Origin of the sequence: Micromonospora radicis (assembly GCF_003583405.1) — a bacterium.
Taxonomy (GTDB): Bacteria; Actinomycetota; Actinomycetes; order Mycobacteriales; family Micromonosporaceae; genus Micromonospora; species Micromonospora radicis.
Map to the genome: position 1 here is coordinate 1 of NZ_QXEC01000001.1, position 13,136 is coordinate 13,136.

General features: G+C 73.6%; 14 protein-coding genes. 8 read left to right on the plus strand and 6 right to left on the minus strand.

What is annotated here, in order from left to right; translation table 11 throughout:
- Position 1: 1 nt before the first annotated feature.
- Positions 2-622 carry an L-threonylcarbamoyladenylate synthase gene (locus D2L64_RS00005; RefSeq protein WP_119572366.1) on the minus strand — a complete coding sequence of 207 codons (621 nt, stop codon included), beginning with the start codon at positions 620-622 and terminating at the stop codon, positions 2-4.
- A gap of 87 nt (positions 623-709) precedes the next feature.
- Here D2L64_RS00005 and D2L64_RS00010 point away from each other — a divergent pair, with 87 nt between their 5' ends.
- The 3 genes from D2L64_RS00010 to D2L64_RS28355 all read left to right on the plus strand — a co-directional run bounded on the left by D2L64_RS00010 (position 710) and on the right by D2L64_RS28355 (position 2,412).
- The gene (locus D2L64_RS00010; protein WP_119572367.1) at positions 710-1,096 is read left to right on the plus strand and encodes a hypothetical protein; all 387 of its coding nucleotides are present in this window, start codon (positions 710-712) and stop codon (positions 1,094-1,096) included.
- A gap of 111 nt (positions 1,097-1,207) precedes the next feature.
- Positions 1,208-2,029, plus strand: coding sequence for a TrmH family RNA methyltransferase (locus tag D2L64_RS00015; RefSeq protein WP_119572782.1), 822 nt, complete (start codon positions 1,208-1,210; stop codon positions 2,027-2,029).
- A 23-nt stretch (positions 2,030-2,052) separates the two neighbouring features.
- Positions 2,053-2,412, plus strand: coding sequence for an MDR/zinc-dependent alcohol dehydrogenase-like family protein (locus D2L64_RS28355; protein ID WP_325049887.1), 360 nt, complete (start codon positions 2,053-2,055; stop codon positions 2,410-2,412).
- A 113-nt stretch (positions 2,413-2,525) separates the two neighbouring features.
- On the opposite strand, the gene D2L64_RS00030 is transcribed toward D2L64_RS28355, so the two are convergent.
- From D2L64_RS00030 to D2L64_RS00050, 5 genes are all read right to left on the minus strand, one after another.
- Positions 2,526-3,263, minus strand: coding sequence for a VOC family protein (locus D2L64_RS00030; protein WP_119572368.1), 738 nt, complete (start codon positions 3,261-3,263; stop codon positions 2,526-2,528).
- A gap of 140 nt (positions 3,264-3,403) precedes the next feature.
- Positions 3,404-3,757, minus strand: a complete 354-nt coding sequence (locus D2L64_RS00035; protein WP_119572369.1) for an amphi-Trp domain-containing protein — start codon at positions 3,755-3,757, stop codon at positions 3,404-3,406.
- Between the two features lie 74 nt (positions 3,758-3,831).
- Positions 3,832-4,518 carry a YoaK family protein gene (locus D2L64_RS00040; protein WP_119572370.1) on the minus strand — a complete coding sequence of 229 codons (687 nt, stop codon included), beginning with the start codon at positions 4,516-4,518 and terminating at the stop codon, positions 3,832-3,834.
- A gap of 45 nt (positions 4,519-4,563) precedes the next feature.
- Positions 4,564-6,612: an amylo-alpha-1,6-glucosidase gene (locus D2L64_RS00045; protein ID WP_119572371.1), complete on the minus strand. Its 2,049-nt coding sequence runs from the start codon at positions 6,610-6,612 to the stop codon at positions 4,564-4,566.
- A gap of 74 nt (positions 6,613-6,686) precedes the next feature.
- A complete protein-coding gene (locus D2L64_RS00050) occupies positions 6,687-7,376 on the minus strand; it encodes a pentapeptide repeat-containing protein (protein ID WP_119572372.1) in 690 nt (229 codons plus the stop codon).
- Between the two features lie 103 nt (positions 7,377-7,479).
- Between D2L64_RS00050 and D2L64_RS00055 the strand changes: the two genes are divergently transcribed.
- From D2L64_RS00055 to D2L64_RS00075, 5 genes are all read left to right on the plus strand, one after another.
- Entirely contained in the window at positions 7,480-8,076 is a 597-nt protein-coding gene (locus D2L64_RS00055) for a pyridoxamine 5'-phosphate oxidase family protein (protein WP_119572373.1), read from the plus strand.
- Between the two features lie 41 nt (positions 8,077-8,117).
- Positions 8,118-8,333, plus strand: coding sequence for a hypothetical protein (locus D2L64_RS00060; protein ID WP_199714349.1), 216 nt, complete (start codon positions 8,118-8,120; stop codon positions 8,331-8,333).
- Positions 8,334-8,420: 87 nt separating this feature from the next.
- Entirely contained in the window at positions 8,421-9,002 is a 582-nt protein-coding gene (locus D2L64_RS00065) for a LemA family protein (RefSeq protein WP_233558672.1), read from the plus strand.
- A 13-nt stretch (positions 9,003-9,015) separates the two neighbouring features.
- Complete coding sequence (locus D2L64_RS28195; protein ID WP_119572374.1) at positions 9,016-10,866, plus strand: DUF2207 family protein; 1,851 nt, start codon at positions 9,016-9,018, stop codon at positions 10,864-10,866.
- 80 nt (positions 10,867-10,946) lie between these two features.
- On the plus strand, positions 10,947-13,055 hold the full coding sequence (locus D2L64_RS00075) for a copper resistance CopC family protein (protein WP_119572375.1): 2,109 nt from the start codon (positions 10,947-10,949) through the stop codon (positions 13,053-13,055).
- Positions 13,056-13,136: the final 81 nt, after the last annotated feature.

The window sequence follows — 13,136 nt, forward strand, 5'->3', positions numbered from 1 at the left end:
CTTAGACGAACCGGGTCGGGTCACCGGCGCCGACCCGGACGATCTCCGGCTCGCCGTCGGAGAAGTCCACCACCGTGGTCGGCTCGGTGCCGCAGTCACCCGCGTCGAGCACCGCGTCGACGGTGTGGTCGAGGCGCTCCTTGATCTCCCAACCCTGGGTCAGTGGTTCGTCGTCGCCGGGCAGCAGCAGCGTGCTGGAGAGCAGCGGCTCGCCCAACTCGTCGAGCAGCGCCCGGGTGACCGGGTGCTCCGGGATGCGTACGCCGACGGTGCGCTTGCGCGGGTGCAGCAGCCGGCGCGGCACCTCCCGGGTGGCCGGCAGGATGAAGGTGTAGCGGCCCGGGGTGGCGGCCTTCACCGCCCGGAACACCGCGTTGTCGAGCTGCACGAACTGGCCGAGCTGGGCGAAGTCACGGCACACCAGGGTGAAGTGGTGGCCGGCGTCGAGCTGGCGGATCTCCCGGATCCGGTCCATGCCGTCCTTGTTGCCGAGCTGGCAGCCGAGCGCGAAACAGGAGTCCGTCGGGTAGGCGATCAACCCGTCCCGGCGCACGAGGTCGACCACCTGCCCGATGAGACGCGGCTGCGGGTTGTCCGGGTGCACGTCGAAGTACCTCGCCATGGGCGGCAGCTTAGAGCCCGCGCCCACGGCTGTCGCGTTGCCGACACTTCCTCAGCTCGGTGCAGGTCGACAGCCATCGTTGTCTGTATGGGTGTGCGCGGCTACGGCGACCTGCTCCGTTACCCCGTGATGCCGGCTCCGGTCCGGCTCACCGTGCTCGTGTTCGGGCTGCTCATGCTGCTGTTCGCCCTGGCCACCGTCCATCGGCTGGTCACCGACGGCGGCTCGCTGGGTGCCGCCGTCTTCTTCGCCGTACTGGCCGTCGCGTCGGCGCTGGTGACCGCCGCCCTGGCCGGTCGCCGCGTCTGGGCGCCCTACGCCACGTACGCCCTGGCGGGTCTGCTGGCCGCCGCCTCGCTCGGCCTGTTCGGCGCGATCACCTGTGTCGGTCTGGCCCTGCTGGCCTGGGTGCTGTGGGCGTTGAACGCCCGCGCCTCCCGCGACTGGTTCGGCAACCGCCGCCGGCTGCGCTGACCGCGTCGCCTTGGTACCGGGCCGGGGCCACCGCTACGGTGTCTGATGATCCCGCAGCTGGCCAGCCCGGGCCGATCAGGCGGTGGGCGCAGCGAGGAGACTACCGGCACCGTGGCGAGAACGTTGAGGATCACCACCCGCAACGCGACCTTCCAGCAGTGGCAGGCGCTGTTGACCAACCGCACCAAGCGGCAACGCGCGGGCGAGTTCCTGGTCCAGGGGGTCCGGCCGATCAGCCTGGCCGTCGAGCACGGCTGGCCGGTCCGCACCCTGCTCTACCCCGACGGGCCGGCCCTGTCCCGGTGGGGCCGCGGCATCCTCGATCGGGCCGGTGCCGGCACCCGGGTCGCGGTGGCGCCGGAGCTGCTGCGGGAACTCGGCGGCAAGGACGACGAATCGCCGGAGTTGCTCGCCGTCGTCGGCCTGCCGGCGGACCGGCTGCAACGCATACCCCGTACGCCGGACCTGCTGGTGATGGTCTTCGACCGGCCGACCACCCCCGGCAACATCGGTACGCTGGTCCGCTCGGCGGACGCCTTCGGCGCCGCGGGCGTGGTCGTCACCGGTCACGCCGCCGACCCGTACGACCCGAAGGCGGTGCGGGCCAGCACCGGCTCGTTGTTCGCGGTACCGGTGGTGCGGGTGCCCAGCCATCGGGAGGTGCTCGACTGGGCGGGCACGCTGCGCGCCGCGCGGGTGCCCGTCGAGATCCTGGGCACCGACGAGCACGGGGACGTGGCGGTCGCCGACCACGACCTCACCGGCCCGAAGATCGTCGTGGTGGGCAACGAGACACACGGCCTCAGCGCCGCCTGGCGCGAATCCTGCGACCGGATGGTGCGCATCCCGATCGCCGGCGCCGCCAGCTCACTCAACGCCGCCGCGGCCGCGACCGTCGTGCTCTACGAGGCGGCGCGGCAGCGGGCCGGGTAATCAGGTCGTCCGGGGCCCGCGTCGTGGGTACCGCCAGCGCCGCCAACCAGGACTACCTGCGTTCCCTGGGCGCCGTACCGGTCGTCTACGGTGACCAGCTGCCCGACCAGCTCCGGAAGCTCCTGCCGGACGGTGCCGACGCCGTACTCGACGGTGCCGGCGGTGCGGCGCTCACGCTGTCGCTCACCCTGTGCGCCGACCGCTCCCGGATCCTCACCCTCTGGAGACCGGCCACGGCCGCGGCAAGGTGGTCCTCGTCGGATGAAGCGGCGGGCCGCAGCTGCGTGCCCGGCTGCCGGAGATCGCCCGGGCGGAGGTGGCCGGAGTGCGCATCGCGGTGGTGCACGAGACCGGCCCGGCCGGCGGCTACGCGACGTACCTGACCGCCGAGCCGGCCGGTGGTCGGCGCGGCGCGGTCACCCTGCACGAGGTGCCGCGATGGCTCGGGTTCCCGCAGCGGCGTCCGGCCCGGCACCGTCGTGCGGGGTCGTCCGGCTCAGCCCGGGGCGAGCAGACAGAACTCGTTGCCCTCCGGGTCGGCGAGAACCGTCCACGGGATGTCGTCGCGGCCCAGGTCGACGGCGGTGGCGCCGAGGGTACGCAGGCGGGCCGCCTCGGCCGCCGGGTCGTCACCGGGGTACGGGCGGACGTCGAGGTGGACGCGGTTCCACCCGGTCTTCACGTCGGGGCTGCGGACGAACCGCAGATGCGGGCCCACGCCCTGGGCGGAACGCAGTACCGCCTCGTGGTCGGTCACCTCGTGCGGGGTCCAGTCCATGGCCTGGTCCCAGAAGCGGGCCATGGCCCGCGGATCAGCGCAGTCGACCACCACCGCGGCGATCGGTCCGGTGTCCCGGTACCGCGGTCGGGGCTCCCGTACGCAGAACTCGTTGCCCTCCGGGTCGGCCAGGACCGTCCACGGCACGTCACCCTGGCCGATGTCGGCGGGGGTCGCACCGAGATCCGTCAGGCGCGCGACCAGCTCCGCCTGCTGGGCCGTCGAGGTGGTGGCGAGGTCGACGTGCACGCGGTTCTTCACCGTCTTGGGTTCCGGGGAGGCGACGAGGTCGATGCAGACGGCGACGGGATCGGGATAGTCGAACCCTTCGGGTTCGAGGTTGGTCACGCCCGGCTCCTCGCTGGAGACCTCCCAGCCGAGCGCCTCCGCCCAGAAGGCACCCAGCGTGGAGTCGTCCCGAGCCTTCATGTTGATCTGCACGAGCCGCGTCGCCATGCCGACGATCTTAGTGGCAGTCCGACCGACCAAGATCAGCGGCGTGGTCCCTCGGGCAGGTGGAGGGCAGCCATCGACGGTGCTCCGGACGGCTGCCCCTGAGCGGTCCGGCCCTACGACCCGGAACCGGTCGCTGCCGGTCAGGCGGCGGGGGAGACCGTCGCCGGCTGCTCGTCCTCGGCGTCGTCCGTCTCCGCTGTCGGCTTGTCCGCCTCGACAGCGGGTTGGACGGTGGCTTCGGTGGCGGGTTCGACGGCGGCGGCTTCGGCGGTCGGGGTGGCCGTCGGGTTGACCCAGGAGAACTCGATCTCGATCGAGTACTCGTCCTTGCCCTCCTGCTCGATCTCCAGCTCGCAGTACACCTGGTCGGCGACGGTGATCGTGCCGGCCGCACCGTAGAAGACCTGCCCGGTCTCCAACTGGCTGGCCACCTGACGCAGCCAGGCGGCCAGATCCGCCCGCGACACGGTCCGGGCGTCCTCGTAGATATCCATGCCGTCATGCTGACATCCGGCGACCGGAACACGCCCGCAGGGTGCCCGACCGAAACGCGCGGTCGGCGAGGAGGTCAGGCGTCGACGGCCGCGGCGGTGATCTCCCGTCGCCGTACCCCCGCGATCATCGCGGTGCCGACCGCCATCACCACGCCGGCCATCAGCAGGGCGATTGCGCCGTCGACCCGCAGGGTCAGGAGCGCGGCGGCCAGCGCGCCCAGGCCCATCGCGAAGATCGCCCCGAACCGGCGCAGCCAGGCCGACCCGGCGCCGCCGGCCACCCGGCTGTCGGCGGAGAGGTTCACCATGGTCATCGTGACCACCACGGTCGACAGGTCGCGGATGCCGACGTGTCTGACCGCGGCGGCCTGGGCACCGAGGACCAGGGCGAGTAGCCCGGTGGTGACCAGCATCGCGAACTCGCCCGGCGGGCCGGTGCCGAGCCAGAGCGCGGCCAGGGCCAGCGTCAGCGCGCTACCGCCGACCAGGACGGCCAACGCGGCCCGGGGCAGCTTCGCCGGCCCGGACCCGGTGCGGGTCAGTCGGGCGGCCAGCACCGCGCCGAGCATGAAGGCGAACAACGCCACCAGATTGTTCAGGACCGGCAGGCCGGAGGCGCCGGCCAGGCCGAAGCCGATGAACAGGACGTTGCCGGTCATGTTTCCGGTGAAGACGCGGTCCAGGGCGAGGTAGCTGACGCCGTCGATCGCACCGGTGGCCACCGTGAGTACCAACAGCGGGCCCTCGTACCCCTTGATCATGTCCCTTCCGTCCGGCTCCGCCCCTGGTCAACCACCCCGCGAAGTCTACGCACGCCCGCGCACCGCCACGCCCTGCTCGCCGACGTGCGGTGCTGGTTCCGGCCGGAGGGGCTCAGCGGGCAGGTGCGGGTCGACGAAGATCGTCCGTAGCGGTGCGGCGGGGCGCAGCGCCAACAGCGCCTGGACCAGCGCGATGACGGCGCTGGCCGACCAGGCCTGCGGCGAGCAGGCGCTCGGATAGACCCCGGGGTGGGGATGGGCGTCGCCGCGGGGCAGTCCGCTGAGCACCTCCGGCAGCCGGTGCTCGGCGAACAGCGCGGAGGCGGCGAACATGCCCTCGGCCAGCCGGTGCAGCTGCGCCCAGCAACCGTACCGGGCCAGGCCGAGGCCGATGGTGCCCGCCTCGACCGGCCAGACGCTGCCCCGGTGGTAGCTGAACGGGTTGTACGCCGGGTGCGTGGCGGACAGGGTCCGCACGCCCCACCCGCTGAACATGTCCGGCGCCAGCAACCGCCGCGCCACCAGCGGCGCGATCCCGGGCGGCACGATCCCGGTGGCGAGCAGGTGCCCGTCGTTGGAGTTGACCGACCGGACCGGCTGCTTGTCCGGCCCGAGGGCCATCGCGTAACAGCCCAGGTCGGGCAGCCAGAAGGCGCGGTGGAAACGGCGGCGCAGGGCGCGGGCGCGGGCGGCCAGGCGGACGGCGACGACAGGACGACCGGCCGCGGCGTACGTGCCGGCGGCGTGTCGCAGCGCGGCGTACCAGTACGCCTGCACCTCGCTGGTGGCGATCGGATTCGGTACCACCCGGCCGTGCTCGTCGACGATGGCGGTGTCCGAGTCCTTCCAGCCCTGGTTCTTCAGCCCGCCCCGGGACCGGCGGTGGTACTCGAGGAAGCCGTCGTGGTCGAGGTCGGCGTAGTGGTCGAGCCAGGACAGCGTCCGGTCGGCGGCCGGCAGCAGCTGCCGTACCGTGTCGAGGTCGCCCGTCCAGGCGTAGTACTGCCCGAGGAAGACCAGGAAGTCCGGCGCGGTGGACCAGTCGCCGTGGTAGTGGCTGAACGGGTCGACACCGAGTTCGGACAGCGGCCCGTGACGGGCCTCGTGCAGCGGCTTGCCGGGTTCCTCGTCGCGCCAGTCGTCGACGCGGCGGCCGAGGTGGCGGGCGTTGAGCCGGAGGCTGTCCGCGAGCATCGCCGGTCCGGCCAGCAGCGCCTGCCAGGACGCGGTCATCGTGTCCCGGCCGAAGATCTCCTGGTAGATCGGCAGGCCGGCGATGGGTGCGGTGGGGCCGGCGTCCTCGCCGAGCGGCAGCCCGGCCAGGTCCTCCCGGGCGCACCGCCAGGCCGCGGTGACGTCGAAGTTGCTGCTGGTCAGCCGGACAAGTTCCCGGTCGAGCCGGCGCCGGGCCGCCGCGGCGGTGTCACCCGGGTCGGTGAAGTCCGGCGGCGGCGCGACGAGCCGTCGGCCGTCGAAGACGGGTTCGACGGCGAACTCGGTCCGGCTGCGTCCGCCCGGCGGCAGCACCACGTCGACGGTGAACGTGCCGTCGGCGTACCGGATCGGCGCCGGGGCCCGGACCCGGACCGCGACCGCTCGGTCGAGCCCGTCGCACCGGTACGTCAACAGCAGTTCCGCGGCGGCGGGATCCCAGTGGGCGTCGACGGCGCCGGCCTGGACGCGGTGGCCGGTCTCGGCTTCGCCGGTGTCGGCGAAGTCGGCGGCGAGCCGCACCCGCAGGCACAGTTCCAGCGGCTGCGCGGCGTAGCTGAACAGGGTCAACCTGGTCCGCAGCCCGGCGGCCACGAAACGCTCCACCGACAGGTACGCCGCCCGCGACGGCAGCGTCTCCCCGTCACCGACCTCGGCGTAGGAGAGTTGGGCGTGACCCTGCACGGTCGCGGTGCTGAACGGTACCGGTTCGTGGCCGTCGACGGTGATCCGCTCCAGGCTGAGTACCCGGGTGTTGCGGGCGAAGAAGCCCTGCGGGTCGGCGCCGGTGATCCGGCCCCGGACGTCGGTGACCAGGGTGCTCCAGCCGCTCGCCACGTAGAGCAGGTCCGGGCGCACGCGCAGGTTCCGCACCCGGCTCATCCGTACCCCCTGACCTGCGATGCCGGCGACGGGCGGCGGTGGTTACCCCGGCGCGCCCGCGATACGCCCCGGCGTCACCGCTCGATCTCGATGCCGAGCGCCGTCGCCAGGGTGTACGACAGGGCGGTGAGGTCCGCGCCGGCCACGATCGCCCCGGCCATGCTGGTCACCCCGCCGATCCCGGCCAGGTCACAGTTGGTGAACCGGGTGCCGGTCAGGGTCGCCTGGGAGAACTGCGCCCCGCTCAGGTCACAGTCGGTGAACCGGGCCCCGGTCAGGTCCGCCTGCTGGAAGTCGGCCCGGGTCAGGTTGCAGCCGTCGAACACCACCCGGGTGAAGTCGGTGAACCGGAACGACGACAGGTCCAGCCGGCACTGCGACACCGTCACGTCCCGCAACGCGCCGTTGATCCAGTGCAGTCCGGTCATCCGGGCGGTGGCCACCCGGACCCGGTTCATGGCCGACTTCTCCGCCCGCAGGTTCGCCAGGTTGGTCTGCTCGAACAGGCAGTCGGTGACGGTGGCCCCGTCGAGCCGGGCGCCGCTGAGATCCGCGCCCCGGAACCGGCACTGGGTGAACTCGACGGCCTCCGCGTACTGCCCCGACAGGTCGAGGTCGAAGAAGCCCCGCCGCTGGAAGCTCGCCTCGTCGGTCAGGCCGCGTTCGTCGAGGTCGGCAAGCTCCAGCGCGGCCGGCGGCCGGGGCTTCTCCGGAGCCCGCCAGCGTCCGGCGGAACCAGCACCACGAGAGGTACGCGCAGCCATCCTCGTACGCTATCCGCTCGCGCGGTCGACGGCGGACCGCCACCCGGGTGGATGCTGGTGACAGGCGCGCCCAGCAGGTGGGCGCTTCGGGGAGGCAGCCGCCATGGGAAAGACACATCCGCAGATCACCGACCGCCTCCGGGCCTTCATCGAGGCGCAGCCGATGTTCTTCACCGCGACGGCGCCGCTCGCCGCCGACGGCACCGTCAACCTCTCGCCGAAGGGGCTGACCGGATCGTTCGCGGTCCTCGACGAGCTGACCGTGGCGTACCTCGACTTCGCCGGCAGCAACGCCGAGACCATCGCCCACCTGCGGGAGAACGGCCGGATCACGCTGATGTGGTGCGCCTTCCAGGGGCCGCCGAACATCCTGCGGATCCACGGGCGCGGTGAACCGGTGTTCCGTGACGACCCGAGGTGGCCGGGGTTGGCGGCGCACTTCCCGGACATCGACTCCCGCCAGCACGGGCTGCGGGCCATCATCGTGGTCCGCGCCGAGATGGTCCGGGACAGCTGCGGCTACGCGGTACCGCTGATGGCCTACGAGGGTGACCGTGACCTGCACGGCCGGCGGTTCGCCCGGGAGGACGACGAGTCGCTCAGCGCCTACTTCGCCGGCAAGGAGTACATCGCCGCCAGCATCGACGGCCTGCCGGGCCTGCCGCTTCCGCTGCCACCCACGCCCGTTACGAGCACGTAGCCGCGCCTCGGCCCGGTGGCCTGCGCCGGATCCAGCGGCTGGTGGACGCGACCGTCTGGCCGCTGCTGGTGGGCGGCTGCCACACCGGCCGGGACACCGCCGCGGCGATCGCCGCCGCCGGCTTCGTCGTCGAGGTGCTGCACCGCTTCCGGTTCCCGGAGACCGGCCCCGCCGGCCCGGCGGCCCCCCACATCCGGGGCCGCGCCCGCAACCCGCCCGCGCCCGCGACCGGGCCGGGTGACCAGCCGTTCGCCTGATTGCGTCCGCTGGTTACGGTGCTCATGCTCGGGCCAGTCGGGGTGGCCGGCCCGCCGCGCGGGCCGGAACAGTACGGGGAGTCGTGGATGGGCAGGGGCGTCACGCTGAGCATCGCCGCTGGGCTGCTCTGTCTGCTGGCGGTAGTCGTGATCGGTGGGGCGCTGGTCGCCTACAACCGGTTGGTGCGCCGCCGTAACCAGGTGCTGGCCTCCTGGGCGCAGATCGACGTCCAGCTCAAACGCCGTTACGACCTGGTGCCCAACCTGGTGGAGACGGTACGCGGCTACGCGTCGCACGAACGCGCCACGCTGGACGCGGTGGCCGCGGCCCGGAGCACCGCGATCGCCGCGGCCGGCACCCCGGGGGCCGCCGACCGGGCCGACGCGGAGAACGTCCTCACCCACGCCCTCGGTCGACTCTTCGCCCTCGCCGAGGCGTACCCGGAGCTGAAGGCGAACCAGAACTTCGCCGCGTTGCAGGGCGAACTGGCCCGCACCGAAGACAAGATCGCGTACGCGCGGCAGTTCTACAACAGCGCCGTGCAGACGTTCAACACCAGCGTGCAGACCATCCCCACCAACCTGATCGCCGGGATCGCCGGGTTCCGCCCGATGGACTTCTTCCAGGCCGTCGACGGCGAACGTGCGGCCGTCCAGGTGCGGTACTGACGGCCGGAACACGATGGACCCTCGACTCCTGCTCGATCTGGCGGTGGGCGGGGCCGCCCTCGGTGGCTGGTTCGCCGCGTACGGCGCCGTCCGGCTGGCCACCCGGCCGGCCGACCCGACGCCCGCACCGGCCACCATGGAACTCGGTGCCGAACCCCCGGCCCTGGTCAGCCTGCTGGTCAACCGCTGGACGGTCACCGAGGACGCGGCCGAGTCGACGTTGCTCGACCTCGCCGCCCGGGGCTTCGTCGAGCTGCGCCAGCCGGGCGACGACCCGCGGCAGACCACCCTGCACCTGCCCCCGGTGCCGCCCGACGACAGTGCGCTGCGCCCGTACGAGCGTCGGGTGCTCGACCGGGTGCGCGGCCTGGCGGTCGACGGGGTGCTGCCGCTGACCGCGTTGACCTTCCGTGACCCGGCCCGGGCGAAGTCGTGGAACAAGCGGCTGCGCGCGCAGGTGGTGGCCGACGCCAGGGCGGCGGGGCTGTCCCGGCGCCGCTTCGGCCCGACGGTGACCACGGCGCTGTCCGCCGCCGCGTTGCTCGCCGGCGTCGTCGTCGGCCTCGCCGCCGCCCACTACGGCAGCTGGCGCGGCACGGAGGACAACCCGGGTCTGGCCGCCGGGGTCTTCACCTTCGCGGTGCTGTCCGCCATCGCCGGTGCGACGCCCGGTGAACGCGACACGCCGCTGGGCCGTCAGCTGGCGGCGCGCTGGCTCGGGGTACGCGCCTGGCTGCGCGGGCACGAGCAGTTCGACGAACTGCCGCCGGCCGCGGTGGCGATCTGGGACCGCTACCTGGCCTACGGTGCCGCCGTCGGCGCCACCCGGCTGACCAGCGCCGTGCTCGACCTCGGGATGGGGGACCGGAGTCTGGTCTGGTCGTCGTACGGCGGCACCTGGCACCGCGTGCGGGTGCGTTACCCACGCGGGTCGCGGTACGGCAAGACGATGCCGAAGCTGCTGTTCAGCGCGGCGATCAGCGGCGCGGTGGGCGGCTTCGCGCTGAAACTCTTCGGCCCGTCGGCCGACCTCTTCTCGACCGGCAGCTATCCGGGCGCGCGGACCTTCGCCCTGGTCGCCGCCGGTATCGTCGCGGGCGCCGTGCTGCTGCTCGCCTCCGGCGGCTACACCCTGGTACGCGGCCTGGCGGATCTGCTCACCGAGCGCACCGTCACCGGCGAGGTGCTCTGGGTGCAGGTGTGGAAGTCGACCTCCCAGGGGGAGAACCAGCCGGCCCGACCGTGGCTGCACTACCTGGCGGTGGACGACGGCAGTGGCGATCGCACCACCGCCTGGGGGCTGCCCAGCCAGTGGGCCGGCGACTGCCACGACGGGGACACCGTGACGCTCCGGGTGCGTCCCTGGACCCGGCGGGTGGTCGGCTTCGCGGTGGTCGGGCACGGCCGCTCGCGGAGCTTGGCGGAGGCGACCGTACCGGAGACCACGGGGGTGGCGGCGGCCCGCGCGGGCGCACCGTCGGTCACGCCGCAGGCGTTGTTCCCGCCCGAGGAGGTCGGCCAGGCGGTGGGGCTGCCGGTCCGCCCGGCCGAGGCGGTGGATCTGCCCGGCCCGCTGACCGGTGTCCAGTTCCGGGCGGCCGGCGACGGTGCCGCCGTGCTGGCGGTGCAGACCGTCGCCGGTACGGCGGGGCAGTGGATCTGGCGGCTCAACGCCCGGGGCCAGGAACTGCCCGGCGTCGGCGACGGGGCGTACCTGGCGGGGGAGCGGGCCGTGCTGCGGGTCGGCGACCGGGTGGTGTTGCTGACCCTGCTCGGCGTCGCCCGAGGCCGGGCGGCCTATCTGCCGTGGCTGCTGGCGCAGGCCGCCGCCCGGGCGGCGGGCCGCGACGAGGCGGTCAGCTGAGCGAGCGTATTGACTTTTGCCAGCTGTGTAAAAAGATGGACGCGTATCGACCAAAGCTGCGTCGTCGTGAGGATGAAGCGATGCGTCCACTCCCTCGGACCCCGGTGCGTGCCCTCTCCGGCCTGCTCGCGCTGGTCCTCGCCACGGCGGTCGCGGTGCTCGCCGCCGCCCCACCGGCAGCGGCCCACGGGGGTCTGGCGATGTCCACCCCGAAGGCCGACGCCACGGTGGACGAACCACTGACGACGGTGCAGCTCTACTTCACCGAGCAGGTGGCCGGCAACGCCTACTTCGCGGTCACCGCGCCCGGCGGCGCCCGGGTCGACAACGGCTGGACCCACGGGGCAGCCGCGCCGCTGGACCAGCCGGTGCGGGAGTACTTCCTGGTCGACGGCGTCTTCGAGCCCCGCGAGTACACCACCGGTTTCCCGGCGGTGGTGAACCTGGCACACCTGCCGTCGGCCGGGCAGTACACGGTGAGCTATCTGTCGGTGGCCTCGGACGGCGAGCCGGTGCGGGGCACGATGAGCTTCCGCTACACCGGCCCGGTGACCCCGGCACCGGCCGGTTGGAACCCACCCACCGACCAACCCGACCCCGCCCTGCTGGCCGCCGCCGACCAGCACGGGCACGATTCGGGCTCCTCGCCGGCACCCCCCGCCCCGCCGGGGTCGCCACCAGCGGCAGCCGGGCCGGCCCCGGCCGCCGACGGCGGCCTCGGTGCGGGCGCCTGGGCCGCGATCGTCGTGGCCGTCGTGGCCGCGTTGGTCGGCCTCCTGCTCTGGCGTCGGCGGCCCCTCGCCGTGGCTCGGTTCTTCGGTCGGGCTCCGGCGCCCGTCGCGCGCGGCCGGCGGACCGGCCCGCCGGCCCGGGCGAGGAAGAACGCGGCCGCGCGGGCCGGCAAGGCGACCCGCACCGGGGGCGCCGCCGCCCCGACCGGCACGGCGGCGGGTCGTGGCAACGCGACCGGCACGACCGCGGGTCGTGGCAACGCGACCGGCACGACCGCGGGTCGTGGCAGGGGCTCGGGTGCCGGCGGCACCTCGGGCACCGGCCGCCGCAACGTGGTACCGGCCGCCCGCCGGGGCGGCGCGGCGGTCACCGCCAGCGTCGTACCGGCCACCGCCAGCGCGCCGCCGGTCAGCGAGGTCGCCGCCGGGCAACCGACCCCGGCCGGCGGCGTGGTCACGGCCGACGGGCCCGACCCGCGGCCGGCCGAGGTCACCCCGGCCTCCGGGCTGGACGGTGCCGAGGCGGCGCCCGGCTCCGGGGTGGGCAACGCGCGGCTCGCCCTGCTCGTCGGCGGGTTGGTGATCACCCTGCTGGCCGGATTCGGGCTCGGTCGGCTCGGGGCCACCGAACAACAGGTCACCGAAGGGGCGCGGCCCGGCGGCGGCCTGCCCGTCGCCGGATCGGCCGGGGACGGGCACCAGCACGCGCCGGGCACCGGAGCGCATTCGCATGCCGGCGACGGCACGGACCAGACGCAGACCACCGGGGCGTGGGTCAGTGCCGCCGGGTACACCCTGCAACCGGTGCAGCGGTCCCAGCCGCCCGGCACCCCCGTCGACTACCAGTTCCGCATCGTCGACGCCAACCGGCAGGCGGTGACCGAGTTCGCGGTCGTCCACGAGAAGCCGCTGCACCTCATCGTGGTGGGTCGTGATCTCAGCGGCTACCAGCACCTGCACCCGACGATGACCGGCGAGGGGCTCTGGAGCGTGCCGCTGGACCTGCCCCGGGCCGGCGACTACCGGGTGTACGCCGACTTCACCGTCGGCGCCGCCGACGGCCGGCAGCTGCCGTTGGTGCTGGGCGTCGACCACCAGGTGCCGGGGGTGTACACGTCCGCGCAGCTGCCGCCGCCCCGTCCGGAGGCCACCACCGGGCCGTTCACCGTGTCGATGGAGGGTACGCCGACGATCGGGCTGAGCGCCCCGGTCGTGCTGCGGGTCGCCGACGGATCCGGCCCGGCGGCGCTGGAGCCGTACCTGGGCGCGTACGGGCATCTGGTGGTGGTCCGCGAGGGCGATCTGGGCTATGTGCACGTGCACCCGGAGCCGGAGCTGGTCGACGGGGCGGTCAAGTTCTGGCTGACCGTGCCGAGCGCCGGCCGGTACCGGGCGTTCTTCGACTTCCAGGTGGAGGGGAAGGTGCACACCGCCGACTACACGATCGACCTGAGCTGACCCGACGCTCTACGGTGATCAATCGGTGGGATTCCCCGAGCTGGCATTCTGGCATGGGAGCGTGCACATAGGACTCCGCAG

Bases quoted from the DNA above. Each gene is read 5' to 3' on its own strand.
- D2L64_RS00005 (WP_119572366.1), bottom strand. From the start codon at position 622: ATGGCGAGGTACTTCGACGTGCACCCGGACAACCCGCAGCCGCGTCTC.
- D2L64_RS00010 (WP_119572367.1), top strand. From the start codon at position 710: ATGGGTGTGCGCGGCTACGGCGACCTGCTCCGTTACCCCGTGATGCCG.
- D2L64_RS00030 (WP_119572368.1), bottom strand. From the start codon at position 3,263: ATGGCGACGCGGCTCGTGCAGATCAACATGAAGGCTCGGGACGACTCC.
- D2L64_RS00035 (WP_119572369.1), bottom strand. From the start codon at position 3,757: ATGGATATCTACGAGGACGCCCGGACCGTGTCGCGGGCGGATCTGGCC.
- D2L64_RS00040 (WP_119572370.1), bottom strand. From the start codon at position 4,518: ATGATCAAGGGGTACGAGGGCCCGCTGTTGGTACTCACGGTGGCCACC.
- D2L64_RS00045 (WP_119572371.1), bottom strand. From the start codon at position 6,612: ATGAGCCGGGTGCGGAACCTGCGCGTGCGCCCGGACCTGCTCTACGTG.
- D2L64_RS00050 (WP_119572372.1), bottom strand. From the start codon at position 7,376: ATGGCTGCGCGTACCTCTCGTGGTGCTGGTTCCGCCGGACGCTGGCGG.
- D2L64_RS00055 (WP_119572373.1), top strand. From the start codon at position 7,480: ATGGGAAAGACACATCCGCAGATCACCGACCGCCTCCGGGCCTTCATC.
- D2L64_RS00065 (WP_233558672.1), top strand. From the start codon at position 8,421: ATGGGCAGGGGCGTCACGCTGAGCATCGCCGCTGGGCTGCTCTGTCTG.
- D2L64_RS28195 (WP_119572374.1), top strand. From the start codon at position 9,016: ATGGACCCTCGACTCCTGCTCGATCTGGCGGTGGGCGGGGCCGCCCTC.
- D2L64_RS00075 (WP_119572375.1), top strand. From the start codon at position 10,947: ATGCGTCCACTCCCTCGGACCCCGGTGCGTGCCCTCTCCGGCCTGCTC.